The sequence below is a fragment of the Mucilaginibacter sp. SJ genome (genome assembly GCF_028993635.1).
Lineage (GTDB): Bacteria > Bacteroidota > Bacteroidia > Sphingobacteriales > Sphingobacteriaceae > Mucilaginibacter.
This window is the reverse complement of record NZ_CP118631.1, coordinates 4,911,059-4,936,303: the sequence shown is the minus strand read 5'-3', so window position 1 is coordinate 4,936,303 and position 25,245 is coordinate 4,911,059. Positions and strand designations below refer to the sequence as shown.

Annotated in this window: 23 protein-coding genes; 11 read left to right on the top strand and 12 right to left on the bottom strand. The window is 43.3% G+C overall.

What is annotated here, in order from left to right; genetic code table 11:
• Nucleotides 1–3: 3 nt before the first annotated feature.
• The 4 genes from rfbB to MusilaSJ_RS20480 form a co-directional block, all read right to left on the bottom strand.
• Nucleotides 4–1,056 (bottom strand): dTDP-glucose 4,6-dehydratase, encoded by a 1,053-nt coding sequence (gene rfbB, locus MusilaSJ_RS20495; RefSeq protein ID WP_274986688.1) that lies wholly within the window; start codon nucleotides 1,054–1,056, stop codon nucleotides 4–6.
• Nucleotides 1,057–1,071: 15 nt separating this feature from the next.
• Nucleotides 1,072–2,094 (bottom strand): UDP-glucose 4-epimerase GalE, encoded by a 1,023-nt coding sequence (galE, locus tag MusilaSJ_RS20490; RefSeq protein ID WP_274986687.1) that lies wholly within the window; start codon nucleotides 2,092–2,094, stop codon nucleotides 1,072–1,074.
• A 113-nt stretch (nucleotides 2,095–2,207) separates the two neighbouring features.
• Nucleotides 2,208–3,191, bottom strand: coding sequence for a UDP-glucuronic acid decarboxylase family protein (locus tag MusilaSJ_RS20485; protein WP_090528849.1), 984 nt, complete (start codon nucleotides 3,189–3,191; stop codon nucleotides 2,208–2,210).
• Entirely contained in the window at nucleotides 3,188–4,504 is a 1,317-nt protein-coding gene (locus MusilaSJ_RS20480; RefSeq protein ID WP_274986686.1) for a UDP-glucose dehydrogenase family protein, read from the bottom strand. The genes MusilaSJ_RS20485 and MusilaSJ_RS20480 overlap by 4 nt, the downstream gene beginning before the upstream one ends.
• Nucleotides 4,505–4,658: 154 nt before the next feature.
• Between MusilaSJ_RS20480 and MusilaSJ_RS20475 the strand changes: the two genes are divergently transcribed.
• The 11 genes from MusilaSJ_RS20475 to hemH all read left to right on the top strand — a co-directional run bounded on the left by MusilaSJ_RS20475 (nucleotide 4,659) and on the right by hemH (nucleotide 14,291).
• Entirely contained in the window at nucleotides 4,659–5,909 is a 1,251-nt protein-coding gene (locus tag MusilaSJ_RS20475; protein WP_342457015.1) for a 3-deoxy-D-manno-octulosonic acid transferase, read from the top strand.
• A 223-nt stretch (nucleotides 5,910–6,132) separates the two neighbouring features.
• Nucleotides 6,133–6,942: an alpha/beta fold hydrolase gene (locus MusilaSJ_RS20470; protein ID WP_274986684.1), complete on the top strand. Its 810-nt coding sequence runs from the start codon at nucleotides 6,133–6,135 to the stop codon at nucleotides 6,940–6,942.
• A gap of 2 nt (nucleotides 6,943–6,944) precedes the next feature.
• The gene (locus MusilaSJ_RS20465; RefSeq protein ID WP_274986683.1) at nucleotides 6,945–7,568 is read left to right on the top strand and encodes a lysophospholipid acyltransferase family protein; all 624 of its coding nucleotides are present in this window, start codon (nucleotides 6,945–6,947) and stop codon (nucleotides 7,566–7,568) included.
• Nucleotides 7,569–7,691: 123 nt separating this feature from the next.
• Nucleotides 7,692–8,318, top strand: coding sequence for a 1-acyl-sn-glycerol-3-phosphate acyltransferase (locus MusilaSJ_RS20460; protein ID WP_274986682.1), 627 nt, complete (start codon nucleotides 7,692–7,694; stop codon nucleotides 8,316–8,318).
• A 3-nt stretch (nucleotides 8,319–8,321) separates the two neighbouring features.
• Nucleotides 8,322–9,410, top strand: a complete 1,089-nt coding sequence (locus MusilaSJ_RS20455; RefSeq protein WP_274986681.1) for a glycosyltransferase family 2 protein — start codon at nucleotides 8,322–8,324, stop codon at nucleotides 9,408–9,410.
• On the top strand, nucleotides 9,407–10,066 hold the full coding sequence (locus tag MusilaSJ_RS20450; RefSeq protein WP_274986680.1) for a carotenoid biosynthesis protein: 660 nt from the start codon (nucleotides 9,407–9,409) through the stop codon (nucleotides 10,064–10,066). The genes MusilaSJ_RS20455 and MusilaSJ_RS20450 overlap by 4 nt, the downstream gene beginning before the upstream one ends.
• A 42-nt stretch (nucleotides 10,067–10,108) precedes the next feature.
• Nucleotides 10,109–10,396, top strand: coding sequence for a DUF6922 domain-containing protein (locus MusilaSJ_RS20445; protein WP_274986679.1), 288 nt, complete (start codon nucleotides 10,109–10,111; stop codon nucleotides 10,394–10,396).
• Nucleotides 10,393–11,151: a nucleotidyl transferase AbiEii/AbiGii toxin family protein gene (locus MusilaSJ_RS20440; RefSeq protein ID WP_274986678.1), complete on the top strand. Its 759-nt coding sequence runs from the start codon at nucleotides 10,393–10,395 to the stop codon at nucleotides 11,149–11,151. Before MusilaSJ_RS20445 ends, MusilaSJ_RS20440 begins: the two co-directional genes overlap by 4 nt.
• A gap of 93 nt (nucleotides 11,152–11,244) precedes the next feature.
• Nucleotides 11,245–12,096, top strand: a complete 852-nt coding sequence (locus tag MusilaSJ_RS20435) for a 4-hydroxy-3-methylbut-2-enyl diphosphate reductase (RefSeq protein WP_274986677.1) — start codon at nucleotides 11,245–11,247, stop codon at nucleotides 12,094–12,096.
• Nucleotides 12,097–12,124: 28 nt separating this feature from the next.
• Nucleotides 12,125–12,814: a fatty acid desaturase gene (locus MusilaSJ_RS20430; protein ID WP_274986676.1), complete on the top strand. Its 690-nt coding sequence runs from the start codon at nucleotides 12,125–12,127 to the stop codon at nucleotides 12,812–12,814.
• Between the two features lie 457 nt (nucleotides 12,815–13,271).
• Nucleotides 13,272–14,291 (top strand): ferrochelatase, encoded by a 1,020-nt coding sequence (gene hemH, locus MusilaSJ_RS20425; RefSeq protein ID WP_274986675.1) that lies wholly within the window; start codon nucleotides 13,272–13,274, stop codon nucleotides 14,289–14,291.
• Between the two features lie 124 nt (nucleotides 14,292–14,415).
• On the opposite strand, the gene MusilaSJ_RS20420 is transcribed toward hemH, so the two are convergent.
• The 8 genes from MusilaSJ_RS20420 to MusilaSJ_RS20385 form a co-directional block, all read right to left on the bottom strand.
• Nucleotides 14,416–14,607, bottom strand: coding sequence for a cold-shock protein (locus tag MusilaSJ_RS20420; RefSeq protein ID WP_274990473.1), 192 nt, complete (start codon nucleotides 14,605–14,607; stop codon nucleotides 14,416–14,418).
• A 166-nt stretch (nucleotides 14,608–14,773) separates the two neighbouring features.
• Nucleotides 14,774–16,711, bottom strand: a complete 1,938-nt coding sequence (locus tag MusilaSJ_RS20415) for an alpha-amylase family glycosyl hydrolase (RefSeq protein ID WP_274986674.1) — start codon at nucleotides 16,709–16,711, stop codon at nucleotides 14,774–14,776.
• A gap of 210 nt (nucleotides 16,712–16,921) precedes the next feature.
• The gene (locus tag MusilaSJ_RS20410) at nucleotides 16,922–17,899 is read right to left on the bottom strand and encodes a glycoside hydrolase family 43 protein (RefSeq protein ID WP_274986673.1); all 978 of its coding nucleotides are present in this window, start codon (nucleotides 17,897–17,899) and stop codon (nucleotides 16,922–16,924) included.
• Nucleotides 17,900–18,127: 228 nt separating this feature from the next.
• On the bottom strand, nucleotides 18,128–19,132 hold the full coding sequence (locus tag MusilaSJ_RS20405; protein WP_274986672.1) for an arabinan endo-1,5-alpha-L-arabinosidase: 1,005 nt from the start codon (nucleotides 19,130–19,132) through the stop codon (nucleotides 18,128–18,130).
• Between the two features lie 2 nt (nucleotides 19,133–19,134).
• A complete protein-coding gene (locus tag MusilaSJ_RS20400) occupies nucleotides 19,135–21,081 on the bottom strand; it encodes an alpha-L-arabinofuranosidase family protein (protein WP_274986671.1) in 1,947 nt (648 codons plus the stop codon).
• Between the two features lie 28 nt (nucleotides 21,082–21,109).
• Complete coding sequence (locus MusilaSJ_RS20395; RefSeq protein WP_274986670.1) at nucleotides 21,110–22,282, bottom strand: aldose epimerase family protein; 1,173 nt, start codon at nucleotides 22,280–22,282, stop codon at nucleotides 21,110–21,112.
• Nucleotides 22,283–22,493: 211 nt separating this feature from the next.
• Nucleotides 22,494–23,153, bottom strand: a complete 660-nt coding sequence (gene fsa, locus MusilaSJ_RS20390) for a fructose-6-phosphate aldolase (protein ID WP_090528887.1) — start codon at nucleotides 23,151–23,153, stop codon at nucleotides 22,494–22,496.
• A gap of 17 nt (nucleotides 23,154–23,170) precedes the next feature.
• Complete coding sequence (locus MusilaSJ_RS20385; RefSeq protein WP_112652750.1) at nucleotides 23,171–24,871, bottom strand: sodium:solute symporter family transporter; 1,701 nt, start codon at nucleotides 24,869–24,871, stop codon at nucleotides 23,171–23,173.
• Nucleotides 24,872–25,245: the final 374 nt, after the last annotated feature.

Sequence of the window (25,245 nt, the reverse complement as noted above, 5' to 3'; positions counted from 1 at the left end):
TTTTTATCTATCGTTATACTGACTGCTGTAATATTGCTGGTAATGTCCTGATGTTACATCATTCAGCCAATCTTCATTGGCCAGGTACCAATCAACGGTTTTTTCCAAACCCTCCTCAAAAGTTATGCCCGGCACCCAACCTAAATCATTTTTTAATTTGGTTGCATCGATAGCATATCTCAGGTCATGCCCGGCCCGGTCTGTTACAAAAGTGATCAACTTAGCCGATTCTCCCTCAGCCCTGCCTAATTTTTTGTCCAATATACTGCAAAGCAATTTGATCAGGTCAATATTTTTCCATTCGTTATGCCCGCCTATATTATAGGTTGAGCCCGATTTGGCATTATGAAATATTACATCAATTGCCCGCGCATGGTCTTCAACCCAAAGCCAGTCGCGGATATTCTCGCCCTTACCATATACCGGTACAGGTTTACTTTGCTTGATATTATTAATTGCCAGCGGAATGAGTTTTTCCGGAAAATGGAATGATCCATAATTGTTTGAGCAATTTGATATAACGGTATCCATACCATAAGTATCCTGGTAGGCCCGCACAAAATGATCAGAACCTGCCTTTGACGCCGAATATGGTGAATGCGGATCATAGGCGGTTTCTTCGGTAAACATGCCGTCTTCACCAAGCGTACCGTATACCTCGTCGGTAGAAACATGATAAAAACGGGTTTGATCATATTTGCCTTTCCAATGCTCGCGGGCGGTATTCAATAAATTTACCGTACCTACCACATTGGTCATCACAAAATCAAGGGGGTTAGTGATGGACCGATCTACGTGCGACTCGGCAGCAAGATGGATCACCGCATCTGGATTTTCAGCCGCAAAAAGTTCATTAATAAAAGCAATATCAACAATATCTCCCTTTACGAACTTATAATTAGGTTCATTTTCAATATCCTTTAAATTGGCCAGGTTACCCGCATAAGTAAGCTTATCTAAATTAACAATGCTGTAATCAGGATAATTTTTCACAAACCTGCGCACTACATGCGAACCAATAAAACCAGCGCCCCCTGTTATAATGATCTTTTTCATTCCCTGCTGTTGATATTAATTGAACGGATTTTGAGCAATATATTTTTCCCACTCCCAGGCCGATGACATCATTTCGCCAATACCCAGTTCGGCCGTCCAGCCAAGTTTGGTTGAGGATTTGGTAACATCGCCCCAAACCTGTTCTACATCACCTTCACGGCGCGGGCCAATTTCATAGTTCAGTTTTTCGCCTGTTGTGCTTTCAAAAGCATGAATTACTTCCAACACTGAAGTGCCGTTGCCTGTGCCCAGGTTAAATACATCATAGCCTTTAAATTCGCCTTTTTCGGCAAGCCTTAACGCGGCAACGTGGGCTTTCGCCAAATCAACTACGTGAATATAATCGCGGATGCAGCTACCATCAGGCGTGTTATAATCATTACCAAAAACGGTTATTTTTTCGCGTTTGCCTATGGCAGTTTGTGTAATAAAAGGCACCAGGTTTTGTGGCACACCTATTGGCAACTCCCCAATCAAAGCAGACTCATGGGCCCCTACCGGGTTAAAGTAGCGTAACGATATTACTTTATAATTAGTACCTGAATTTACCATATCAACCAAAATTTCTTCGGCTATTTGCTTGGTATTACCATATGGCGATTGTGCAGGTTGTACCGGTGCATTCTCTGTAACGGGTAGTTTTTCGGGCTGCCCGTAAACTGTACAGCTTGATGAAAATACAAAGTTGATAGCCTTACCGTAATAAGCTTCGAGCAGATTAATAAGTGAATAAAAATTATTCCGGTAATATTTCATTGGTTTTTTTACCGATTCGCCTACTGCTTTAAAAGCTGCGAAGTGGATGATCCCACCAATTTCGGGTTCGGCAAGTGCAAGTGACCTAACGGCGGCTTCATCGCAAAGATCAAGCTTATGAAATACCGGGGTAAAGCCTAAGATCTTTGTAAGCTGATCTAATATTTTAGGGTCCGAGTTCGACAGGTCGTCAACGATAATGGGGTCATACCCCGCGTTAACCAGCTCAACAACGGTGTGCGAACCAATAAAACCCAAACCGCCTGTTACTAATATTTTCATGGTTTAAATAGAGAGTATGTTTGAATGTTTGGCAAAGTAAGCAGATTGTGACAATTCATCCGCTTTTATATTATAAAAAAGGCCAAAAAAATTAATTTCCGGCCTCGTTACCCTTACTTATTGTAATAAGTAAAGTCTTTATGGTTTATTTCATGTTCGGGCAACGACTTGAAGTATTCTAAGGTGATCTTCAAACCTTCACTTCTGGATACTTTTGGCTCCCAGCCTAATATAGCTTTGGCCTTGGTAATATCCGGGCGGCGTTGCTTCGGATCGTCCGTTGGCAAAGGCAGGCTGATCAGCTCCTGGTTGGTGCCCGTCAGCTTAATGATCTCCTCGCCAAATTGTTTTATCGTGATTTCATCCGGGTTGCCGATGTTCACCGGCTGGGCGTAATCGCTGTGCAGTAATCTGTAGATCCCTTCTATCAGGTCATCTACATAACAAAACGACCGCGTTTGTGAGCCGTCGCCAAACATCGTCAGCGGTTCGCCCCGCAGTGCCTGCCCGATAAAAGCCGGTAATACCCTTCCGTCGTTCAGTCGCATCCTTGGGCCATAAGTATTGAAAATCCTAACGATCCTGGTTTCCAACCCGTGGAAGGTATGGTAAGCCATGGTAATAGCTTCCTGGAACCTTTTGGCTTCATCATACACCCCTCTCGGGCCTACCGGGTTTACATTACCCCAGTATTCCTCTGGCTGCGGGTTGATGTTCGGATCGCCGTATACTTCCGAGGTAGAGGCGATCAGCATCCGTGCTTTCTTGTTCCGGGCCAGTCCCAGCAGGTTATGGGTTCCCAATGAGCCTACTTTCAATGTCTGGATCGGAATTTTCAGGTAATCTATCGGGCTGGCCGGTGAGGCAAAATGCAGGATATAGTGCAGTTCACCCGGTACATAAACAAACTTGGATACGTCATGATTATAAAACTCAAAGTTCTCCAGTTTGAACAAATGTTCGATATTCCTTAAATCGCCGGTGATCAGGTTATCCATCCCGATCACATGATAATCTTCCTTAATAAACCTGTCGCACAAGTGCGAGCCTAAAAAACCGGCCGCTCCTGTAATCAGGATTCTTTTTCTTGCTGTCATATTGCTACTATTTTACGGCCTATACTGTTATAATAAAATCCATAATCTTTCATCCTGTCCAGGTCATACAGGTTACGTCCGTCAAAAATAACCGGCGACTTCAGCTTTTCCTTCATAAAGTCAAAATCCGGCGTGCGGAAAACCGGCCATTCGGTCACAATCAGCAGGGCATCTGCATCTTCAAGGGCATTGTACCGGTTGGTGGCATAGCTTATCTTATCGCCAAGTAGTTTTTTAACGTTTGGCATGCCTTCCGGGTCGTAGGCAGTTACTGTTGCCCCGGCTGCTAATAACTCATCGATAATGTACAGTGCCGGTGCTTCGCGGATATCGTCGGTCTCCGGTTTAAAAGCCAGTCCCCACAGGGCAAAATGTTTTCCTTTCAGTCCGCCTTCGCCATAATATTCACGCATTTTAACTACCAGCCGTTTCTTCTGAGTTTCGTTCACTTCCATCACCGAGTTGAGGATCTTGAAGTCGTATTTATTTTCTTCGGCTGCTTTGGACAGGGCCTGCACATCTTTAGGAAAACAGCTGCCCCCATAACCCACACCCGGAAAGAGGAAGCGTTTACCAATGCGGCCATCTGCCCCCACCCCCTTGCGTACCATATCAACATCCGCCCCTACCAGTTCGCACATGTTGGCAATCTCGTTCATGAACGTGATTTTGGTGGCCAAAAATGAGTTGGCTGCATATTTGGTTAGCTCGGATGAGCGTTCGTCCATGTATAATATAGGGTTGCCCTGGCGCACATAGGGTGCATATAAATCGCCCATTACCTGGCGGGCTTTTTCATCCGTTGTACCGATCACTACCCTGTCCGGTTTCATGAAGTCTTCTACGGCTACGCCTTCGCGTAAAAATTCGGGGTTGGATACCACCGCAAACGGAACATCGGTATTGGCTTTCATCACTGCGGTTACCTTATCTGCCGTACCTACCGGTACTGTTGATTTGGTTACGATCACTTTATATTCGGTAATCAGTTTGGCTATATCTTTGGCCGCGCCCAGCACATAGCTCAAATCGGCCGCCCCATCAGCTCCCGGAGGCGTAGGTAAGGCCAAAAAGATCACTTTGGCCGGGGCTATTGCTTCGGCAAGGTTGGTGGTAAAGGTTAGTCTTTCCTGTTTAATGTTACGCAGAAATAAAATATCAAGCCCCGGTTCATAGATCGGCATCTCGCCATTCCGCATCTTGTTTACTTTTTCTTCCACGATATCTACACAGGTTACTTCATTTCCCGTTTCGGCTAAACAAGTTCCCGTTACCAGGCCTACATAACCTGTGCCAATTACTGCAATTTTCATAGTGTTAAATGTGTTTTAAATTAAGGTTAGCAATATTCGTATGATCAACCATATAACCAGCATATTATAGCACCGGGCGGGCCATAAAACTAATATTGTAATTATTGTTATTACTTTTATGCCCGGCTAAGATAATCATTCAGCGTTAAAATTGATGTTATTATATAATATAGGTATCAAATTATATTCCCTTTTTATCCGTTTTGCCTCGCTATTTAACAATAAGGCAAAACTTTGGATTGCAGGACGTAAAAACATTGTTTTTGTACGTATGGATAGCAGCGTTTGGTTTCATTTTGCTTCACTTGGCGAATTTGAGCAAGGCAGGCCGATACTGGAAGCTATGAGAAATTTACACCCCGAAAAGAAAATAGTAATCACCTTTTTTTCTCCTTCGGGATATGAGATCAGGAAAAACACACCGCTTGCCGACCATGTTTACTACCTGCCTTTGGATACTGCCCGAAACGCTCGCAGGTTTATTGATGCCATTAACCCCGAAATTGTCATTTTTACTAAATACGAGTACTGGTTCCATTTTTTTAATGAAACAAACAAGCGTAACATCCCCTTGTATATCGTATCAGGCATCTTCAGGCCCGAACAGGTGTTTTTTAAATGGTATGGCGGTTTTAACCGCAAAATATTAAGCCTGGTAAGCCACTTTTTTTTACAGGATAACAGCTCTAAGCAGCTATTGGAAAACATAGGCATTACCAATACATCGGTGAGTGGTGATACCCGTTTTGACCGCGTTTGGGCAAATGCACAAAATCCTAAACAATTGCCCCTGATTGAAGAATTTAAAAACGGGCACAAAGTGTTTATCGCGGGTAGCACCTGGCCGCAAGATGAAGCCCTCCTGGCTAAACTGGTAATCCAATATCCCGACTGGAAATTCATCTTCGCTCCGCATGAAATACCGGAAGAAAAGATTAATAACTTGATAGAGTTGCTTCCGGAAGGAAAAGCCATCACGTTTTCACAGCTAAAAACCGAAGCTGAAGGTCTGAAGTCGGGAGATTTTATTAACCAATCGCTTACATCTAACAATCTTCAATCGCTGGTGATAGATAATATTGGCATGCTTTCATCGCTTTATGCTTATGCCGACGTTGCTTACATAGGTGGCGGCTTTGGCGTGGGAATTCATAATACCCTGGAGGCAGCCGCATTCGGTCTGCCGGTTATTTTTGGCCCTAATTATCAGAAATTTAACGAAGCCAAGGAACTTATAGCCATTAAAGCTGGTTTTAGCATCAGCAATGAAACAGAATTAAAAGATATTGTTGACACACTGGTTAATGACGAGGCGTTTTATAATATTACTCGTAAAAAGGTATTTAATTATGTGAAGGAAAACGTAGGGGCTACGGACATGATCATGAAGTATATCGATAAATAAAAAAATGTCATTTATCATATGAGGAACGGGTGAGAAATCTTGTACACCCGGTAAGTAAACCATGTATGGTGGATTTGCAGGAAGCAGAAGATTTCTCTTCACGCCCCGCTTCGCCACCTCCGCCGTTCATCGAAATGACAATTTATAAAAAGACTATTCCATCATTCAAAACAAAACATGGTTGTTTACTGTACAAAAGCCATAAATTCTTAATATTGCCTTAATGGGGTTTTTACATCTGCCCGGCCTGGGCAAAGCACATTTTCACGAGTATGGTACCGGTCAAAAACCGCTGCTGGCCTTTCATGGTTATGGCATGACGGGGAAGCAGTTTCATGTACTTGATCAGTCTATCCTACCCCAATATCATATCTATGGTTTCGATCATTTTTTTCACGGCGAAAGCAGGCTGAATGGCTGGACAGAACAACAGATCATGGCCGGGATGCCGAAAACAATGGTACGCAGCTACATGGAAGAATGGTTTAAGCTTTACGGCCGGCAGCGCTTTTCGGTAATGGGTTATTCTATAGGCGCCAACCTGGCCCTGATATTGGTTGAAGAATATGCCGATATGATTGATGATATCATTTTAATGGCCCCTGATGGCCTGGCTGTATTTAAAGGCTTTCATTTTATACTACATAATACGCTTGGCCGCGCAATTTTCCGTACGGCTACAAAAAGCAAATGGCTGGCACCTTTTTTAGTTAAAAGCATGAAAACCGTTGGCGCTATTGACGAAAGCCTTTACCGCATAGCTTATAATGAAATTGATACCGAACAAAAACGGCTTGACACCTTTTATACCCTAAATTTGATCAGACAGTTAAAACCTGACGTACAGAAAGTAGCACAACTAATCAATCAGCATAAAATTAAATGTTTGCTGATATTTGGCAGGCATGATAAACTTTTCCCTAAATCGGCGGCAATGCCATTCTTAGGAATGCTCAATAATGCTGAAGTGCACGAAATTGAACTCGGGCACTGGTTGGTTACAAAGGCACTTGACGAGTATTTAGTTAAATAAACATGGTACCTTCGCGTAAAAAGAAATTTTGGAGTAAACTATTCATCCGTTGCGTAAAATGGTGGATCGGCCGTAATTTTAAAGAGGTTAATGTACAGCCCTTTGAGCCACGCCCGGGACATTCAATATTGCTTTTGACCAATCATTTTAGCTGGTGGGATGGCTTCATTGCTAACCGGACAGCTGTTTATGATCTTAAAAAGCAATTCTATATCATGATGCAGCAGGACCAGTTCGATCAGCACAGGTATTTTCGGTACATTGGTGCTTACTCTATTCAAAAAGGGTCAAGGGCAATACTCGACTCGCTCAGTTACTCGGCCGGGATATTAAATGATCCTGAGAACCTCATCGTGATATTTCCGCAGGGCGAGCTCTATTCAAACCATGAAACACATATCCATGTTGAAACCGGTGTTTATAAACTGATGCGGCAGATAAAAGGCCCCTGCCAGGTGGTTTACCACTGTACCCTGATCGATTACTTTGAAAGCCTGAAGCCCCGTGCCTATGTTCATTTGTTTGATTTAGGTGTTGCCGGCGAACTTAGTTTTGAGCAGTTGAAGGAGAACATTAATAACGCGCATCAGCAAGCGTTGAAGAACCAGATCAATATGGAACACTAACTTAATTGACACTAATTTCCCGAATTATATCAAATTGACACTAATTTCATTTGATAAGCCATCAGCAAATTTCGTGTAATTCGATAAAATTGTCGCCGACATGCAATACATTCGTTTCAAAATATGATCCGCAATAAAGAAAACTTTTTCATGAACCGTATTGTCCATTATTATATTAAATGGATAGTTGGCAAAACGTTTCATGAACTATTGTTTAACGATATTGTGATTGATAAAAACAAATCGGTGCTGCTGATAGGCAACCACTTTAGTTTTTGGGATGGGTTGATATTATACTGCGTAAACGATAAATTGCTAAAGAAAAAGTTACATGTCATGATCCTGGAAGAGACTGCCCGTAGCGAGCACTTCCTGAAATATGTGGGTGCTTTTTCAGTAAAAAAAGATTCAAAAAGTATCATTCAGTCCCTTGACTATGCGGCCGGATTGCTCACCGATCCGGCAAATTTGGTTTTGATGTTTCCGCAGGGCAAACTGTATGCTAACTTTGTTACCAGCATAAACTTTGAAAAAGGGGTTATGAGGATCATTGAAAAAGCAAACGGGAATTTCCAGCTCGTTTTTGCTTCAACTTTTATTCAGTACTTTAAACATAAAAAGGCAACGGCAACCGTTTATTTAAAAAGCGAACCAGAAAATTACACCGGTAAAAGCATAAGTAAATTACAACAGGCTTACCAAAGGCATTATGAAGCCTCCAAAGCACTGCAAACCGAATTTGATACATAAAAAGTGACCATAGCTATATTAATAACCCTCTTTTTTATCATACTCAGGTTTGCGGTAACGCTATTCAATTATATCTCCAACCCTAAGCTGCCCCATATAGGGCGGTATTATTCGGATAAAGTTTCTATCCTGATCCCTGCACGTAACGAGGCCGAAAACATATTAACCCTGTTAAATTCCATCCATCAGCAGGATTATAACAACTACGAGGTTATTATTTATGACGATGATTCAAGCGATGACACTTACCAGGTTTGTGCTGAATTTGCTGCCGGGCACCCTCACTTTAGGGTGTTAAAGGGCGGTAAATTACCGGATGGCTGGATGGGGAAAAATTACGCCTGCCACCAGATGGCTAAACAGGCCGATGGTAAATATCTGCTGTTTTTGGATGCCGACGAACAAGTTAGTAACCGGCTTATCAACAGTGCTGTGCACCGTATGCATTTGCACCAACTGGGTTTATTAAGCCTGTTTAGCAATCAAACCATGCTTACCCTCGGCGAGAACCTGGTAGTGCCTCTTATGCATTTCATATTGCTAAACCTGCTTCCTTTACGCCTGGTATATATATTAAAAAACGCCTCAGTAGCAGCCGCCAGCGGGCAGTTTATGTTGTTTGATGCTGCCATTTATCATAAACACCACTGGCACAAAGCGGTAAAAAACAAGGTGGTGGAAGACGTGGAGATCATGCGCCTCATAAAAGCAGAGCGTTATAATGGTGAGGCACTGCTGGCCAACGGCATGATCAGCTGCCGCATGTACCGGGGCTATGGCGAAGCTATAAACGGGTTCAGTAAAAATTTCCTGGCGGCGTTTAACTACAGCATCATTGGTTTTTTGGTGTACATTACCATCACTATTGCCGGTCCGCTGATTATCCTGACAACCCTGAACATGCCGCTGATACTTTTTACCGCAGGCCTTATTTTTCTTACGCGGATCATGATCTCCCTTTCGGCCGGTCAAAAAGCGGAGTATAACATCCTTTTACATCCTGCTCAAATGTTTAGCCTGCTGATTGTGGCTGTTTTATCCATCCAAAGGTATCTTACCAAAACCACGATGTGGAAAGGGCGAAAAATTTGAAACCCATAGCATCCGATAATTCTGCCCGGGCAAAAAACAGGATCTGTATCATAGTTATTTTCCTGTTTCATTTGGTAGGATTGACAGGCTTTATTATCCCCTCATTAACCGTATTATTTATAACCCTGGTACCATGGCATTTACTATTAATGCTTGGGATTATCATTTATAGTTATGACAATTTTGACAGCAGGTTTCTGCTGTTTGCATTAACCGCCTTCGTCACCGGCTTCCTGGCCGAATACATCGGCGTACATACCGGTTGGCTCTTCGGGCATTATCAGTATGGCCGAACACTTGGCATTAAACTATTTGAAATTCCCCTGATGATCGGGGTAAATTGGTTCCTGCTGATCTATGCCGCAGGGGTTATCCTACAGCGAAGCAGGCTTCAAAATACCTGGGTAAGGATATTTACGGGATCTATGGTCCTTACCCTGCTCGATGTACTGATTGAGCCTATTGCCATACATTTTGATTACTGGCATTGGCTGGATGCCGGCGTTCCGTTTAAAAACTATGGTTGCTGGTTTGTGCTGAGTGCATTGCTGCTTTTTATATTTGAGCAGTTTAAATTTAAACGGCAAAGCATTGTTGGCCCGGCATTACTGATTGCACAATTTGTATTTTTTGCTGTTTTGAATTTGGTGTATTAAGCTGGTCATTAATCAATAACTGATTTTGTATCTTTGTTTAAGATGAAAAAGGATATACACATTCAAGAAATATTTCCTAAGTATTTATTTTGGGACGTGGACATCGCATCTCTTGATATCAATCACGACCAAGATCTCATCATTCCGAGGGCATTGATGGCAACTACCTCATCAACTTTTGCAGATGATATATTAAGGCTCGAAGCTATTTATCCCAAAGCAGTTATTGCACGTGAATTAAAAGCCACTAAAGAAAAAGTGAGTAATCAGGTTTGCTTGCTGGTTGCACGCCGTTACCATATTAAGCAGTTTTTACGGTTTGCCCAATGAAGGCTGTTGATGATAATTTATTTAAAACCATTTGTGAACTTCAACAACTCCCTTCGCTAAAGGCAAGTGTTTTAGGTGGCGGTACCAGCCTGGCCATCCGTTTTAGCCACCGGGTGTCTAATGATATTGATTTTTTCTTTCCCGGTATTATAGGCAAAATTGGGTATGAGTTGATCAGAAAGGAAGTTGAAGCTTTTTACGGAGAAGCCGTTTTTGCGATAGACTATCCATGCGATATAAATGATCAGTTTTTGCTTCAACGTTTTTTTATTCGCAGAGACGACACAGCAATTAAAGTAGAAATATTGCAGAATATGCAGGTTTATAACACTCCTGAAATTATTAATAACGTCAAGGTTATGAGCCTAATTGATATTGGGCCATTAAAATTAATGACCGCATCAAGCAGGGCAAATGACAAAGATATTTATGACCTTGATTATATTACCGATCACGTCTCCCTAAATGAATTGATGAACCTGCTTAAGCGCAGAAGAGAGTTATATAATAGCTCTGAACATAAAACTATATTTGACCATGATGGGGATTTTGATCCCATAAATGATCCCGGGCTATTATTAAAATTTGAACAACCCTCAAAAGGTAGCAACTCCAGACCAGGGCATTCCAACCCCCGTATTGATTTTATTGAGGGACAAAAAAACTGGCCGTCTGCGAGAAGTAGCTGGCGTCGGAAGGTAAGAGCTTATTACAACAGTATAGGTAAGGAGTTTCCAGGCATCCAATCCCTTTAATAACTACAACAAATAAAGTTGACTACCAAAGATCATCAAAATCAACGCAATCATTACAATCAACGGTTATTTTTGCCGTAAATTTGCAGCACCATGGGAGATTATCAGTTAAAGGTTACTATTGATCAGGATTCGGGCTTTTGCTTTGGGGTGGTTTATGCCATTGATATGGCTGAAGAGATTTTAGAAGAGGATGGCTACCTGTACTGCCTTGGCGATATTGTGCATAATGACGAGGAAGTTGAACGTCTGAAAGCAAAAGGCCTGCGCATCATTGAGCACGGCCAGCTTAAAGATCTCCATAATGAAAAGGTGCTCATCCGTGCCCATGGTGAAGCTCCCGACACCTACCGTACGGCTTTAGAGAATAACATCACCCTTATTGATGCCTCATGCCCGGTAGTGCTTAAACTGCAAAACCGCATCAAAACCTCATACGACTCGAACGAGAAGATCCTGATTTTTGGCAAGCACGGTCATGCAGAAGTGGTTGGCCTGCAGGGACAAACCAATAATGAAGCGATAGTTTTCCAGGATATTGCCGAGCTTGACAATGTAGAACTGCCGCACAACATTACGCTGTATAGCCAAACCACCAAGAGTATGGATAAATTCTACTCGGTGAAAGACGAGCTTATTTCACGCGGCTACGCCCTTAAGGCTAATGATACTATTTGCCGCCAGGTAAGTAACCGGGATAAAGACCTGCCCAAATTTGCAACGCGCTTTGATAAGATTGTTTTTGTATCGGGCAAAAAATCATCAAACGGTAAGGTGTTGTATGAAGTATGCCGCAAGCACAATCCCAATACTTACTTCATATCCTCAACCGACGAGCTGGATAAAAACATGTTTGCGCCAAATGATACCATTGGTATTGCCGGAGCAACATCAACCCCAATGTGGCTGATGCAGAAAGTAAAAGCCGCTATAGAAAGCTTTTAACAGCACGCTTTTTGCTATAATAGGTAACATGCAAAAAAGTCCATCAAATATTGGTTTATTTGTGGCCGCGCTGGTAATTGGCTGCTGGGCAATAAGCATTACATTACTGATGCAGTGGCATTTCAGCTTCAGCAATCCTCTTGTTTGTGTACTGATGCTGGTGCAAATGCACCTTTATACCGGACTGTTCATCACTGCACATGATGCTATGCATGGTACAGTTTCGCCCAATAAGGGCTTAAATAACTTTGTGGGTTACCTCAGCACTTTCCTATATGCCTCGTTCTGGTACCCGCAATTGTACACCAAACACCACAGGCACCATAGCCACGTACATACCCATGAAGATCCGGATTATCATCAGGGCAGCTTTTTTGCATGGTATGTACAATTTATCCGCAATTACCTGTCCATATGGCAAATTGTGGTGATGGCTGTTGTATTCAATATGCTGAAGATCTGGATCCCACAGCCAAACCTGATCATGTTTTGGGTTGTACCATCATTACTGAGCACATTACAGTTATTTTACTTTGGTACGTACCAACCGCATAAAGGCGAACACGATAACCGGCACTTTGCCCGGAGCCAGCGCCGTAATCATTTGGCTGCATTTTTTAGCTGCTATTTTTTCGGCTATCATTATGAGCACCATGAATCGCCGGGTGTACCGTGGTGGAAATTGTGGAAGGCTCCGTTGCCGAAAAGCAGAGATTAACTAATCCATAACCCGCTGCTCGTCATTGTATCCACTATTAAGCTCGGAAAAAATCGTAATGACGTATAAAATATATTTTAGGGATGTTGCGCAGGGCAGCGTTAGGGATTGCAGCGGAAAACCCACAGCCTTGTGCAGGCCTCAGTGCGTACAGGCAAGGCGAGGATTTGCAGCGTAAAGCCCGGGCCGCAGGCAACGCCCATATCATTAAACCTGTCCAAAAACATTTAATAATCAACCTCTTACAATCACATCATGATAAAAACACGAAACAATCCCCCCAAACAGACAGGTAATCGTGCAAATCTCCCTACTAAGCTGGGGATTGCTTCGTCTCCTATAATAACGGGAGTATACAGTGACAGGGAATAAATAAACCTTACACCTCATTTATTTGTAAATTGTGACTACCGTCATAACTTACGGGGCATTTTTTGCTATTTTTGCGCCTACAGTTATGGCTAAAAAAGGAATTTTACTGGTTAACCTGGGCACCCCGGATAGCCCCAGCACAGCAGATGTAAAGCGTTATTTGAATGAATTTTTGATGGATCCGCGGGTTATTGACATCGGGGCCATTTCACGTACCCTTTTAGTCAAAGGCCTTATTGTTCCGTTCAGGGCGCCTAAATCGGCCAAATTGTACCAAGCCATCTGGGACCCCAAAACAGGCTCACCACTGTTACATTACAGCGTTTTACAACAGCAGGCTTTGCAACAGCGCCTTGGCGATGACTATATGGTTGAGTTGGCTATGCGTTACCAAAACCCTTCTATCGAATCGGCATTAGAGAAACTGAAAGCAGCCCTTGTTGAATGTATCCAGGTGATCCCTTTGTTTCCGCAATATGCTTCGGCCAGTACCGGGTCTGTTTATGAAAAAGTGATGGACATTGTTGGTAAATGGCCAACATCGCCAAATATCAGCTTCATCAACTCGTTTCATGATAACGAGCTGATGATTGAAACTTTTGCTGATAACGCTCAAAAATACAACCCGGATACCTACGATCACGTTTTATTTAGCTTTCACGGACTGCCGCAAAGGCAGCTGATTAAAGCCGACCATACGCATAACCACTGCCTTAAATCGGCCGGCTGCTGTGAAACACTTACTGATGCCAACCGCTTTTGTTATTCAGCACAATCGCACCATACAGCGAAACTGATAGCTGAAAAAATGGGCATTCCGAAAGAGAAATATACCATCTGCTTTCAATCACGCCTGGGCAACGACCCATGGGTGCAGCCTTACACCAGCGAAATCGTAGCTAAGCTGGCCGGCGAAGGTAAAAAACGTCTCCTGGTATTTTGCCCCGCCTTTGTAGCCGACTGCCTTGAAACCGTATATGAAGTAACTACCGAATACGGTGACGAGTTTAGAGCGCTTGGCGGTGAGCATGTGCAACTGGTTGAGAGTTTGAATGATGCCCCTAAGTTTATAGATGCTTTAGTGCAGATGGTAAACCCATCTTAAGCGTACTTCGGGTCGAAAGATAATCATAGCCTAACGGAATGCATGCGTTAGGCTTTTTTATTGCATAAAAAAGCATCTGCCCATTGCTGAACAGATGCCGTACGATTTTTATATAATTAATAGTTTAAGCTACTTTTACATTCACCGCATTTGGGCCTTTACGGCCTTGCTCTACATCGTAGGTAACGCTATCGTTTTCACGGATAGTGTCAACCAAACCTGATACGTGTACAAAAACTTCAGCACCACCATCTATTGGTGTAATAAATCCGAAGCCTTTAGTTTCATTAAAGAATTTTACTGTTCCTTGCATTATATTTTTATTTAAGCCACAAAGGTAACATTAATTATTAACAATCAATTAAAAATAAGGCCATTACACGTTTAAAGTTTTCGGAAGTGTAATTCCCTGTTGAAAACTACGTCTTAAAAACAGCATTTATCAACTCCCGGAAGCCTTAACACTTAGTATTTTAACCTCGTTATTGCTGTAAAGGAACACTGCTGTAAACATGATATTCGCCGGGTTGCAGCGTCATGGAATATGGCAATGATGTTACATTAATACTGGTTTTGCGAATGTTATCGTACCACGTTCCGGTAGCCGGGAAGCTGATATTGCCGGTTTGCTGCACCACATCAAAATTACCAACCACTTCAACATTCGCACTGGCATCTTTTAACTGTATAGTTTTAATAGGGCCGGCAAGGTCATAAGTAGAATTGGTTGAGGCAAATACAGCGTTCTTTTCCTTCACCTTAATCATCTTTGCATAAACGCCATATAAATGCCTTCTATCAGGATCGGTATTATAGTTCCAGTAGATGGGTTTATTGCTTGTACGGCCCCCCTGGTTAATACTTACATCGTAGCCGAGCTCGCCAAACTGCCACAGCATCTTAGGCCCCGGAACCGAGAACAGGAACGCGGCTGCCATTTCTTCGCGCGCTAATCCAGTGTTTTTATCTTTTACGTTATAGCTGCCAACCGCATTGCCATAACTTTCGTTTTTAAACTGCAGGCGTTCTTCATCATGGCTTTCAAAGTAACCTACCAGGTTATACGGCTGCGTAAACGTATGCTGATCATAAAACAAACCCTGAAAATTGGAGTTGGTTAGCCAGCCCATAGTAGCTTCATTGGCATTATAGTTCAGGTTGTTCCAAAGCATCATGCCTTCGCCGGCCAGTTCTTTTTCTTCCTGGTTAGCCGCAAAATGTTCCAGTATTACGTAGAAATTATTATTATCGACGCTTTTGATGTAGTTGTTATAATCTTTCCAGATGGCTACACGACTGGCGTCGTACTGGCTCCATGCGTTCACGGCTGCATCAGACGTGCCATAGTTAACCTGGGTAAAACCTTTTGAAAGGTCGAAGCGGAAACCATCTATCTTATACTCCGTCATCCAGAATTTGAGCACATTTTTTACAAAATATTTAGTGTCGGCACTTTCATGGTTAAACTGGTAACCTACATTGTAAGGATGCGTTGGATCCACATTATACCAGGGGTTGTTGGCCGCAGGTTTGCCTGCTGTTGTATTAAAATACATCTGTACCATTGGCGATTGGCCAAAGGAATGATTAAGCACCATATCCTGGATCACCGCGATACCCCGCGAGTGGCACTCATCAATAAAAGCTTTCAAGGCGTTTTTGGTACCGTAGTATTTATCAGGCGCAAAATAAAAAGACGGATTATACCCCCATGAAAGATTACCTTCAAACTCATTAAAAGGCATCAGTTCAATAGCGTTAACACCCAGGTTGGAGAGATACTTCAGCGTATCTGTAAGGGTTTGATAATTATGTGCATCAATAAAATCACGAACCAATAATTCATAAATAACCAGGTTCTTTTTATCGGGGCGGGTGAAACTGGTGTTTTTCCAGCTGTACGCAGGCTGATTGGCCTGAAAAACGCTTACATTACCGGTAGTTTTCCCGGTTGGATATTTCTTCAGGTTGGGATAAGTATCTGCGGAAATGTATGAATCATTATCCGGATCAAGCACCTTTTCGGTATACGGATCGGCTACTTTTAATGATTTATCAATATAAAACTGGTAACCATATTCGGTAGCGGGGTCGATGTTATCAATCTGCAGCCACCAGCGTTTTCCATCGGGAGTGTTGTTCATCAGGGCTTTGGTGTCATTCACATCCCAACCGTTAAAATCACCTATTACCGATACGGATTTTTTGCCCGGTGCATACAGGTTAAAAATTACCGATTTACCCGAGTTGATAAAGGTAACCCCGTCTTTTGCACCCGCCGGCAACGCCTTCCCGGTGTTCACCACTGTATCACCGGGAACGTTCCCGGAATTGCCCGGCAAAACTTCTTTCTTTTTGCATGAAGTAAAACCGGCCAATAAAAGTCCGGCAAGTAATAAGTAAACATTTTTAATGATCATATTTTGTTATAATTGGTTCCTTACCAAAGCAATCATAGCCAACTGGTTACAGGCCATATTGCTTCAGCAACGCAATATCAGTAAAATAATTGGTAAAATTACTTTTCATTAAATTATGTATTTATGAACCGGAATAATTCGCCCTTTGGACTATCATGTCAGGACAACCTTAAAGCCCTCCCTACCCCGGGAAGGCTTGAGTGGGACTAATTATTTGGCCGGCTTAACCCCTTCGCTGGTCATTATCACCCGCTTAATGCTCCCATCTTTATTGTAATACAAATAATCGATGCAAACGGAACGGTGGAAACTGCCAGCGTCAGGCACTAACGCTCCGTTATGATATATAAAATACCATTTGCCCTTAAACTCAATAATAGCCTGGTGATTGGTATTGGAATTTCCTGCTATTTCATTAATGATCCCCTTATATTCCCATGGCCCGTTGATATTCCTGCTCATAGCATAGGCTATTTTCTCAGGAAATTCATAAGCATATGAAAGATAATACCAGCCATTACGCTCATGGATCCATGGTGCTTCGGTATAGTGCGGCAAGGTGATGGTTTTGATCTCACCATCAAGCTCGGTCATGTTACTTTTCAGTTTAGCGTAATAGCAAATGCCATTGCCCCAAAACAGGTAGGCTTGTCCGTCTTTGTCAATAATAACTGTTGGGTCAATATCATCCCATGAATGCTTTACGGCTTTGGTCATATCGTTGGTAACCAAAGCGCTGCCACGGGCATCCTTAAACGGCCCCAGCGGACTATCAGACACCGCAACACCGATAGCTTTACCGCGGATAGTACCATGTTCAACAGCCACATACCAGTAAAACTTGCCATTCCGTTCTATCACCTGCGAAGCCCATGCATCGTCCCTGGCCCATTGAAAAGCCTTAACATTCATCGGTGAGGGATGCTCTGTCCAGGTCACCATATCGGTTGTAGTGAAGCAGGTCCAGTCGTGCATGGTATAGCCGTTATGACCGGGAGCAGCTTCATCATGTCCGGTGTACAGGTATACCTTGTCCTTATAAACCATAGCCGCCGGGTCGGCGGTATATTTATGCCTGATGATGGGGTTACCATCAGAGTGAAAAGTGGTATCGCGGGTTGTGGCATTGGCATATGTCAGGCTGCCAAGTGTTAGGCCTAATGCAATCAGGTATTGTGATATTTTCATATTGTAATCGATTTAAATTCACAGGCCAACAGGCCTATGCTCCTTTCAAATTCCCTCTCTCAATAGTAATTGACAGTTCCCTCCCTTGGGGAGGGGCGCGTTAGGATTGCGTATTGGCAGGGAGGGGTTTATACACCATTGCAACAACTGAGCATCTCGACGACACCCCTCCCTACACCCTCCCAAGGGAGGAATCGCACGGCCCTACCTTTTTCCAGATTAATTAACTCATTTCCCTACAACCGGCCATCCGCCAACCCAATCCAGTTTCTCAATCCTTAACTTCGAAATCCCTCTATCAGCTGCATCATAGCCGTGGAAAATAATGTAATCCGCGCCGTCAAAGGTGCTTACACCGTTATGTCCAACACCGTACCAATCCTTATCGCCGGCCAGCAGGATACTGCCTCCGCCTTTATCCATAGCAATACCATCTTTATCCAGGTATGGCCCTTTTAGGTTTTTTGAACGACCGATAATCATTTTGTAAGTACTCTTCGGCCCTTTGCAGCAATAATCTATCGAGGCAAACAGGTAAAAGTATTGATCGTGTTTAAAAATAAACGGCGCTTCAATGGCATTGCCGCCGGCGTCAACCGGGTTCCCGTCAACAGCGGGAAGATTTTCCGTTGATCCTTTTCGGCGGGTGGCTATGGTTGGGATATTGTTAAGATCCTCCGCAACGCTTAACCTCTCTTTATTCAGCTTCACTAATTTTAAACCATCCCAAAACGATCCGAAAACCAGATACGGTGTACCATCTTTATCTGTAATTAAATTGGGGTCGATGGCATTCCAGTTGGTTTTGCCGGGGATTGATTGAATCACTTTGCCATGATCAATCCATTTATATGCCGGATCATTGGTATGTAATGTAGTATTGGTTGCTACACCTATGGCCGAAGTGTTTTTGCCAAAGGCCGATACCGAGTAAAACAGGTAGTACAATCCATTGTAAAACGAAATATCCGGGGCCCAGATATGGCCTTTAAAACCAGGAATAGCGTCAAGAGCCCATTGCGGAGGTGCAGCAAATACCGGTTTCTCGGCCTTCCAGTGTATCCTATCTGACGACGACCACATGGCAATGCCGTTGCCCGTACAAAAGATGTAATACGTACTATCCTGCCGGGTCATTACCGGGTCATGTACCGATATATCAGTCCTTAGTTCCTGGGCATTGCAGAAAATGCCCGGGAACAATAAGGTTATGATCAATAGGATATTTTTCAAGGCTATTTATTTTTAAGCCTTACTATTTTAAACGAGTATGGCTCAACCGCCAGCTTCAGGGTATTGCCCGAAATATCAATCTTGTTTTCAACAGGGCTAACTGCCGTTGGTGCGGTCAATGAGTTTTCAGCATCCTTATTATCGGATTTCAGTGTTGTAACTGTCGCTTGTTTCTGATAACCTTTCGAACCTGTAATTTTAAAGTTCACGTTTTGCGCTGATGTGCCGGTGTTCACAAACTTGATCACCAGTTCGTTGGTATTCTTATCTAAACTGGCGGTTGCGTAGCTATCATTTTGCCCGGCTACGGCTTCATTGTTTAAGGTAAGCGGCACTACATCGGTGCCTTTATTTAACGAAAACAATTGCTGCACATAATAATTTGGTGTAGCATAGCTTTTCAGGTTATCAAACCAGATGAGGTTTGGTGTCCACTGCCAGCCTTCCACATGAGCGAAAAGCGGGGCATATGAAGCCATGTTCACCACATCTGCATTACGCTCTAAACCGGTCATGAAGGCTGCTTCTGATAATGCGCACTCCCAATTGTTTTTATTATCCGGATTTACTGTGGATTTGCTTTGCGCGGCATACTCACCGGCGAAGATCTTAGGACCTTTACGATCATAATTATCGTAGCGGCGGGCATTATCCCTGAACCATTTTGCAGGCGCATAGTAATGCTCATCCAAAATATCAGCACCTAAACTGCGGAATGTTTTATTTAACAAGTCAAACTCCTTACCATCGGGCGATGGGCCTAAAGCCGATACGATTTTGATATCGGGGTATTTAGTTTTGATAGCCTTGGTGAAAATTTTCCAACGGTCGATATATTGCGGGCCCCATTGCTCGTTACCTACACCGATCATTTTTAAATTAAACGGTGCCGGGTGACCGAGATCGGTACGCAGCTTACCCCATTTGGTGCTGGCATCGCCATTAGCAAACTCAATCAGGTCGAGTGCGTCCTGCACGTAAGGATCAAGTTTATCCAAAGGCACCAGCTCGCCGGTGTTGAATTCGCAGGCCATACCGCAATTCAGGATAGGCAGAGGCGAAGCGCCAATATCTTCGGCAGTCATGAAATACTCCATAAAGCCCAGGCCGAAAGTTTGATAATAATCAGGCGTTGGACGGTGTTTAAACTCGGTATTCCAGCGGTTAATGATGTTCTCGCGTTTATCAACCGCGCCGATAGTTTTTTTCCACTGATAGCGGTTGCTCAACTCGCGGCCTTCAACAATGCATCCGCCGGGAAAGCGTAAAAAGCCGGGCTTAAGATCAGCCAGTCGCTGTACCAGGTCGGCACGCAGGCCACCCGGGCGGTTTTTCCAGGTGTGCTCTGGGAACAGGGAAATCATATCGAGGTCGATTACGCCCTTGCCGCTCATCCAAACATACAAACGTGCTTTCTGCGTTGTAGCATCCGATTTAAATTTCACGCTATAACGGTTCCATTCTTTATCAGTTGGCGTAAGTTCGGCTTTACCAATAATAGCATCATTATCGCCGTGCAGCTCAATATTCAGTTTTACATCGGTATCGCCTTCCTGTTTGGCTATCACCGAAAAGCTGTATTCCTCGCCTTCCTTAACCCCCATCCCGCGAAAGCCCTCGTTCGAGAAACCGTAAAAACCGGCATCGGTTGTAATATAACTTTTTATAAAGTGCGCATTCTCCGGCCGTTCAACAGCACGGTTTATCACTTCTGTACGGCCGTCACCGCCATCCTTTGTATGTTCCTTCCATCCCATCAGAGGCATATTGAACTCAAACGAGCGGTTTTTTACCAGTTCGGCATAAACACCGCCATCGGCAGCAAGGTTAATATCCTCAAAAAATATCCCATACATGGTTGGCTGAATGTGTGCCTTCACCTTATCAGCCGCTATGGTATATTGTGTTTGCGCACGCACCCCGGTAAAGGTACCGGCTGCACACAGCATTAAAAAAGCTCTTTTTAGCATCGCTTATTTATTTGGAGAATTTGTAAATGGTTACCGTATGGTAGGTTTGGCCAGGCTTTAACACGGTTGAAGCAAACGCCGGTTGATTTGGCGCATCAGGAAAATGCTGGGTTTCCAAACAAAACGCCGAACGGTAAGGATAAGCTTTACCGCCTTTACCATCTTTGGTTTCGCCGGTTAAAAAATTACCTGAGTAAAATTGCAAACCTGGCTCTTCGGTGAATACCTCCATAGTAATGCCGGTAACCGTACTTTTAACGGTAGCAATTGGGGTGCTAAGGTCATGTTTGTTCAATACAAAGTTATGGTCATAACCTTTACCGTTTTTCAATTGCTCATCGGCAGTGCCAATGTCTTTACCAATGGTTTTTGATGTGGTAAAATCAAACGGGCTACCTTTAACCGGCTGCAGCTTGCCTGTCGGGATCAAGGTGGTATCTACCGGCAAAAATGCGTCGGCATTTATTTGCAGTACGTTATCGGTAATAGTTGGGTTGCCCGCTCCATTCAGGTTAAAATATGCGTGGTTAGTTAAATTAACGATGGTAGTTTTATCGGTAGTGGCTTTATATTCAATCTTAAGCGCGTTATCATCGCCCAGAGTATAAACCACGGTTGCGGTTAAATTGCCCGGATAACCGCCTTCGCCGTCTTTTGAAATATAAGTAAATTCCAATTGCGAAGCGCTCAGCTGCTTAGCCGAAAATACCTTTCCGTAAAAGCCGTTGAAGCCGCCATGCAGGGTGTTTACACCATCGTTAATATCCAATTGGTAAGCTTTGCCATCCAACGTGAATTTACCTTTGGCAATACGGTTACCATAACGGCCTATGATGGCACCGAAATACGGTTCCTTTGGTTTTTGATAGCTTTTCAGCGAGTCGTAACCTAAAATAACATCGGTAGCTTTGCCGTCTTTATCGGGTACCAGTAAGCTTACCAGCCTGCCGCCATAATTGGTAACGGCCACTGTTGCACCGCTGTTATTTTTCAGGGTAAAGAGTTTTACTTTTTGCCCCTGTACATCGGCCTCAAAATTTGCCGAATCGGGTATTGACTGGGTAGTTACCGAGGTTGAATCTTTCACGGTTGAATCAGTTGCTTTTGGATTACCGTTACAAGCCGCAAAAAGCGCTGCCGAACAGCTTAACATCATTAATAAATTCTTGTTATTCTTCATAATTTGAGGTTGTTAGCTTGCTTTTTAAAGCATTTGCCGTTTAACTATTATAATTTCCGGAACAAATAAATTGGTTTAACTAATGGTTTGAGAATCAGTGAGACCAATGTATAAAAATTAATTTATAATTGTTAAAAAAACACTTAAAATATTTAATTTAAAAAAGCCCGCCTCGCGCGGGACTTTCTTATTCAAAAATCAAATATTTCAACTAAACACCTGCAGCCTTGGCATGGTCGGCCAGGAACTGCGCAAGCCCGTTATCTGTAAGCGGATGTTTTAGTAATGCGGTAATAGCACTCAGCGGACCGGTTATCACATCTGCACCCAGCTTAGCGCAGTTAACTATGTGCATAGCATGACGTACCGAAGCTGCCAGGATCTGTGTTTCATAACCGTAGTTATCGTAAATCAGCCTGATATCTTCAATCAGTTGTAAACCATCTGTTGAGATATCATCTAAACGACCGATAAACGGCGATACGTAAGTAGCACCGGCCTTAGCCGCCAACAGGGCCTGACCCGCTGAAAACACCAGCGTGCAATTGGTTTTAATTCCTTTTTGTTTAAAGTACTTTAAAGCTTTTACGCCATCTTTTATCATGGGCAGCTTTACCACAATGCGCTCGTGAAGAGCAGCGAGCGCTTCGCCTTCGGCAACCATCTCGTCAAAAGTGGTTGATATAACTTCGGCACTTACATCGCCATCCGTAATTTCGCAAATGGCTTTGTAGTGGTTAATGATATTTTCATGACCGGTAATACCTTCTTTAGCCATCAGTGATGGGTTGGTGGTAACGCCGTCTAATACGCCCAGATCATGAGCTTCTTTAATTTGTGCCAGGTTGGCTGTGTCGATAAAAAACTTCATTTTATAAATTATTGTACTTACCAGAATTTAGCATAAAGCATGGTAAGCAGGATCAATGTAACTACAATTAATGCCATGGTTGATTTCTCAACCTTGAACATACTGCGCGGAATTTCAAAGGCCTTCGGATTAACTTTCGGTCCGGCAAGGCTGATAGCCACCATCACAATAATGGTGAACATGAATGACAGCCCCATACAAATCAGGAACGGAATTTCATAACCGCCCTTACCGTTAGGGAAAGCCGTATACAACAGGGTTTCGTTACCAAACAATTTTGGTGCATAGTTATTGAACAGCACCGACATGCCAAAGCCTGTTAAAATACCGGCAATAGCCGCGGCCCCGGTGGTACGTTTCCAAAAGAAACCTAAAATGAAAATGGCGAAGATCCCCGGGCTGATAAAGCCGGTATATTTCTGGATAAAGGTAAAGCCGCCTTCGCCGCCTATGCCTAAAAGATCTTTCCAGGTAAGTATGATCGAAAACACTAACGCTGCCAAAATGGTAAGCCTGCCTATAAGTACCATGTTCTTTTCGCTGGCTTCTTTACTGATATGTTTTTTGTAAATATCGAGCGTAAAAATGGTACTGATACTATTAGCCTTACCTGCCAGCGAAGCCACGATAGCAGCAGTTAAAGCTGCAACCGAAAGACCTTTTAACCCGGTTGGCAAAAAGCCCAATATAGCCGAGTAAGCATTATCCGAATTGAAGTGACCACCCGATGCCATTTCCTGTTGCAAGCCGCCGTTTTTGTACAATACGTAAGCAGCAATACCCGGTAATACCACTATAACAGGCATAGCCAGTTTCATTAAACCTGCAAAAAGGATCCCTGTACGGGCAGTTTTCAGGTTAGCGCCCAAAGCCCTTTGCGTAATGTATTGGTTACAGCCCCAGTAGTTCAGGTTCACGATCCATTGACCGGCAAAATACATGGCAATACCAGGCAGCGCAAGGTATTTGTTGATCTCTGCCTGCGGAGCGCCCGGCTTAGGTTTAGCCATCATCATTTTAAAGTGATCAGGTGCATCGCTCATCATTTTATTTAGGCCCGCCATGGCGTCTTTGCCCAAACCAAAATGTTCGCTCACCAAAGTAAGCGCTATATAAGTGGTAGCCAAGCCACCAACAACCAATACCAATACTTGTATAACATCGGTAAAGCCGATCACCTTCATACCGCCAAGGGTAATGAACAATGCAAAGATCGATAACGCGATAATGATCTCGTGCAGGTATCCGCCCCCCATTAAGTTATTGATGGCCAAAGCACCCAGGTAAAGTATAGAGGTTAGGTTAACCAGCACATACAACAACAGCCAGAAAATGGCCATGATAAAACTTACCGTTTCATTATACCGCGTATGCAGAAATTGCGGCATGGTGAAAATCTTATTTTTGAGGTATACTGGTATAAACCATACAGCCACAATAATAAGCGCTATGGCAGCAACCCATTCGTAAGCTGCAACGGCCAAACCCACAGCAAAACCCTGCCCACTGGTGCCTATAAATTGCTCGGCAGATATGTTTGACGCGATTAGCGAAGCACCAATGGCCCACCAGGTAAGTGAACCCTCGGCCAGGAAAAAGTCGTGACTATCAGATACGCCTTTGATCTTTTTACGGCTGTAAACCCAGTACCCGTAGCTCGTAACTACAATAAAATAGATTACGAAGATCACGTAATCGATAGTGGAAAATTTGTTCATTATTTGGTTTAAAATTTAGTTTAGCGCCCCACCCAACCCTCCCCTAAAGGGTGAGGGCTTTTTAAAGCATTGGTTAAGTTTATATTCTTCTCATTTTTTCTGAACCGGAACTTGTGGAATTAAAGCATTAACAGCATGCTAAGCTAATTCGACAAATTCTTTAATTCTGTGCATTCGAGTTCAGACAATTCCGAAATCGGACATCCGAAATCTCAAATTCACAATGGCGTTACCTGCGGCCGGGCTATCCGCTCATACTGCACGAGGCCTTAGCCACGTGGCCGGTATCCGCTGCTATCCCTAACGCGACAATCGCAGAACTTAAGACTTACGAAGTTTTAAAAACTTCGTAAGTCTTTTAAAAAAACCGCCGC

What these genes read in the sequence shown, in the direction of transcription:
- MusilaSJ_RS20400 (WP_274986671.1), bottom strand. Translation starts at nt 21,081, where the DNA reads ATGCTGTGTGCAGCCGGTACCTTTACCGGGGTGCGTGCGCAAACACAA.
- MusilaSJ_RS20395 (WP_274986670.1), bottom strand. Translation starts at nt 22,282, where the DNA reads ATGAAGAATAACAAGAATTTATTAATGATGTTAAGCTGTTCGGCAGCG.
- MusilaSJ_RS20440 (WP_274986678.1), top strand. Translation starts at nt 10,393, where the DNA reads ATGAAGGCTGTTGATGATAATTTATTTAAAACCATTTGTGAACTTCAA.
- MusilaSJ_RS20485 (WP_090528849.1), bottom strand. Translation starts at nt 3,191, where the DNA reads ATGACAGCAAGAAAAAGAATCCTGATTACAGGAGCGGCCGGTTTTTTA.
- rfbB (WP_274986688.1), bottom strand. Translation starts at nt 1,056, where the DNA reads ATGAAAAAGATCATTATAACAGGGGGCGCTGGTTTTATTGGTTCGCAT.
- MusilaSJ_RS20465 (WP_274986683.1), top strand. Translation starts at nt 6,945, where the DNA reads ATGGTACCTTCGCGTAAAAAGAAATTTTGGAGTAAACTATTCATCCGT.
- MusilaSJ_RS20435 (WP_274986677.1), top strand. Translation starts at nt 11,245, where the DNA reads ATGGGAGATTATCAGTTAAAGGTTACTATTGATCAGGATTCGGGCTTT.
- MusilaSJ_RS20410 (WP_274986673.1), bottom strand. Translation starts at nt 17,899, where the DNA reads ATGAAAATATCACAATACCTGATTGCATTAGGCCTAACACTTGGCAGC.
- galE (WP_274986687.1), bottom strand. Translation starts at nt 2,094, where the DNA reads ATGAAAATATTAGTAACAGGCGGTTTGGGTTTTATTGGTTCGCACACC.
- MusilaSJ_RS20430 (WP_274986676.1), top strand. Translation starts at nt 12,125, where the DNA reads ATGCAAAAAAGTCCATCAAATATTGGTTTATTTGTGGCCGCGCTGGTA.
- MusilaSJ_RS20470 (WP_274986684.1), top strand. Translation starts at nt 6,133, where the DNA reads ATGGGGTTTTTACATCTGCCCGGCCTGGGCAAAGCACATTTTCACGAG.
- MusilaSJ_RS20480 (WP_274986686.1), bottom strand. Translation starts at nt 4,504, where the DNA reads ATGAAAATTGCAGTAATTGGCACAGGTTATGTAGGCCTGGTAACGGGA.
- MusilaSJ_RS20415 (WP_274986674.1), bottom strand. Translation starts at nt 16,711, where the DNA reads ATGATCATTAAAAATGTTTACTTATTACTTGCCGGACTTTTATTGGCC.
- MusilaSJ_RS20385 (WP_112652750.1), bottom strand. Translation starts at nt 24,871, where the DNA reads ATGAACAAATTTTCCACTATCGATTACGTGATCTTCGTAATCTATTTT.
- MusilaSJ_RS20445 (WP_274986679.1), top strand. Translation starts at nt 10,109, where the DNA reads ATGAAAAAGGATATACACATTCAAGAAATATTTCCTAAGTATTTATTT.
- fsa (WP_090528887.1), bottom strand. Translation starts at nt 23,153, where the DNA reads ATGAAGTTTTTTATCGACACAGCCAACCTGGCACAAATTAAAGAAGCT.
- MusilaSJ_RS20475 (WP_342457015.1), top strand. Translation starts at nt 4,659, where the DNA reads ATGTTATTATATAATATAGGTATCAAATTATATTCCCTTTTTATCCGT.
- MusilaSJ_RS20460 (WP_274986682.1), top strand. Translation starts at nt 7,692, where the DNA reads ATGATCCGCAATAAAGAAAACTTTTTCATGAACCGTATTGTCCATTAT.
- hemH (WP_274986675.1), top strand. Translation starts at nt 13,272, where the DNA reads ATGGCTAAAAAAGGAATTTTACTGGTTAACCTGGGCACCCCGGATAGC.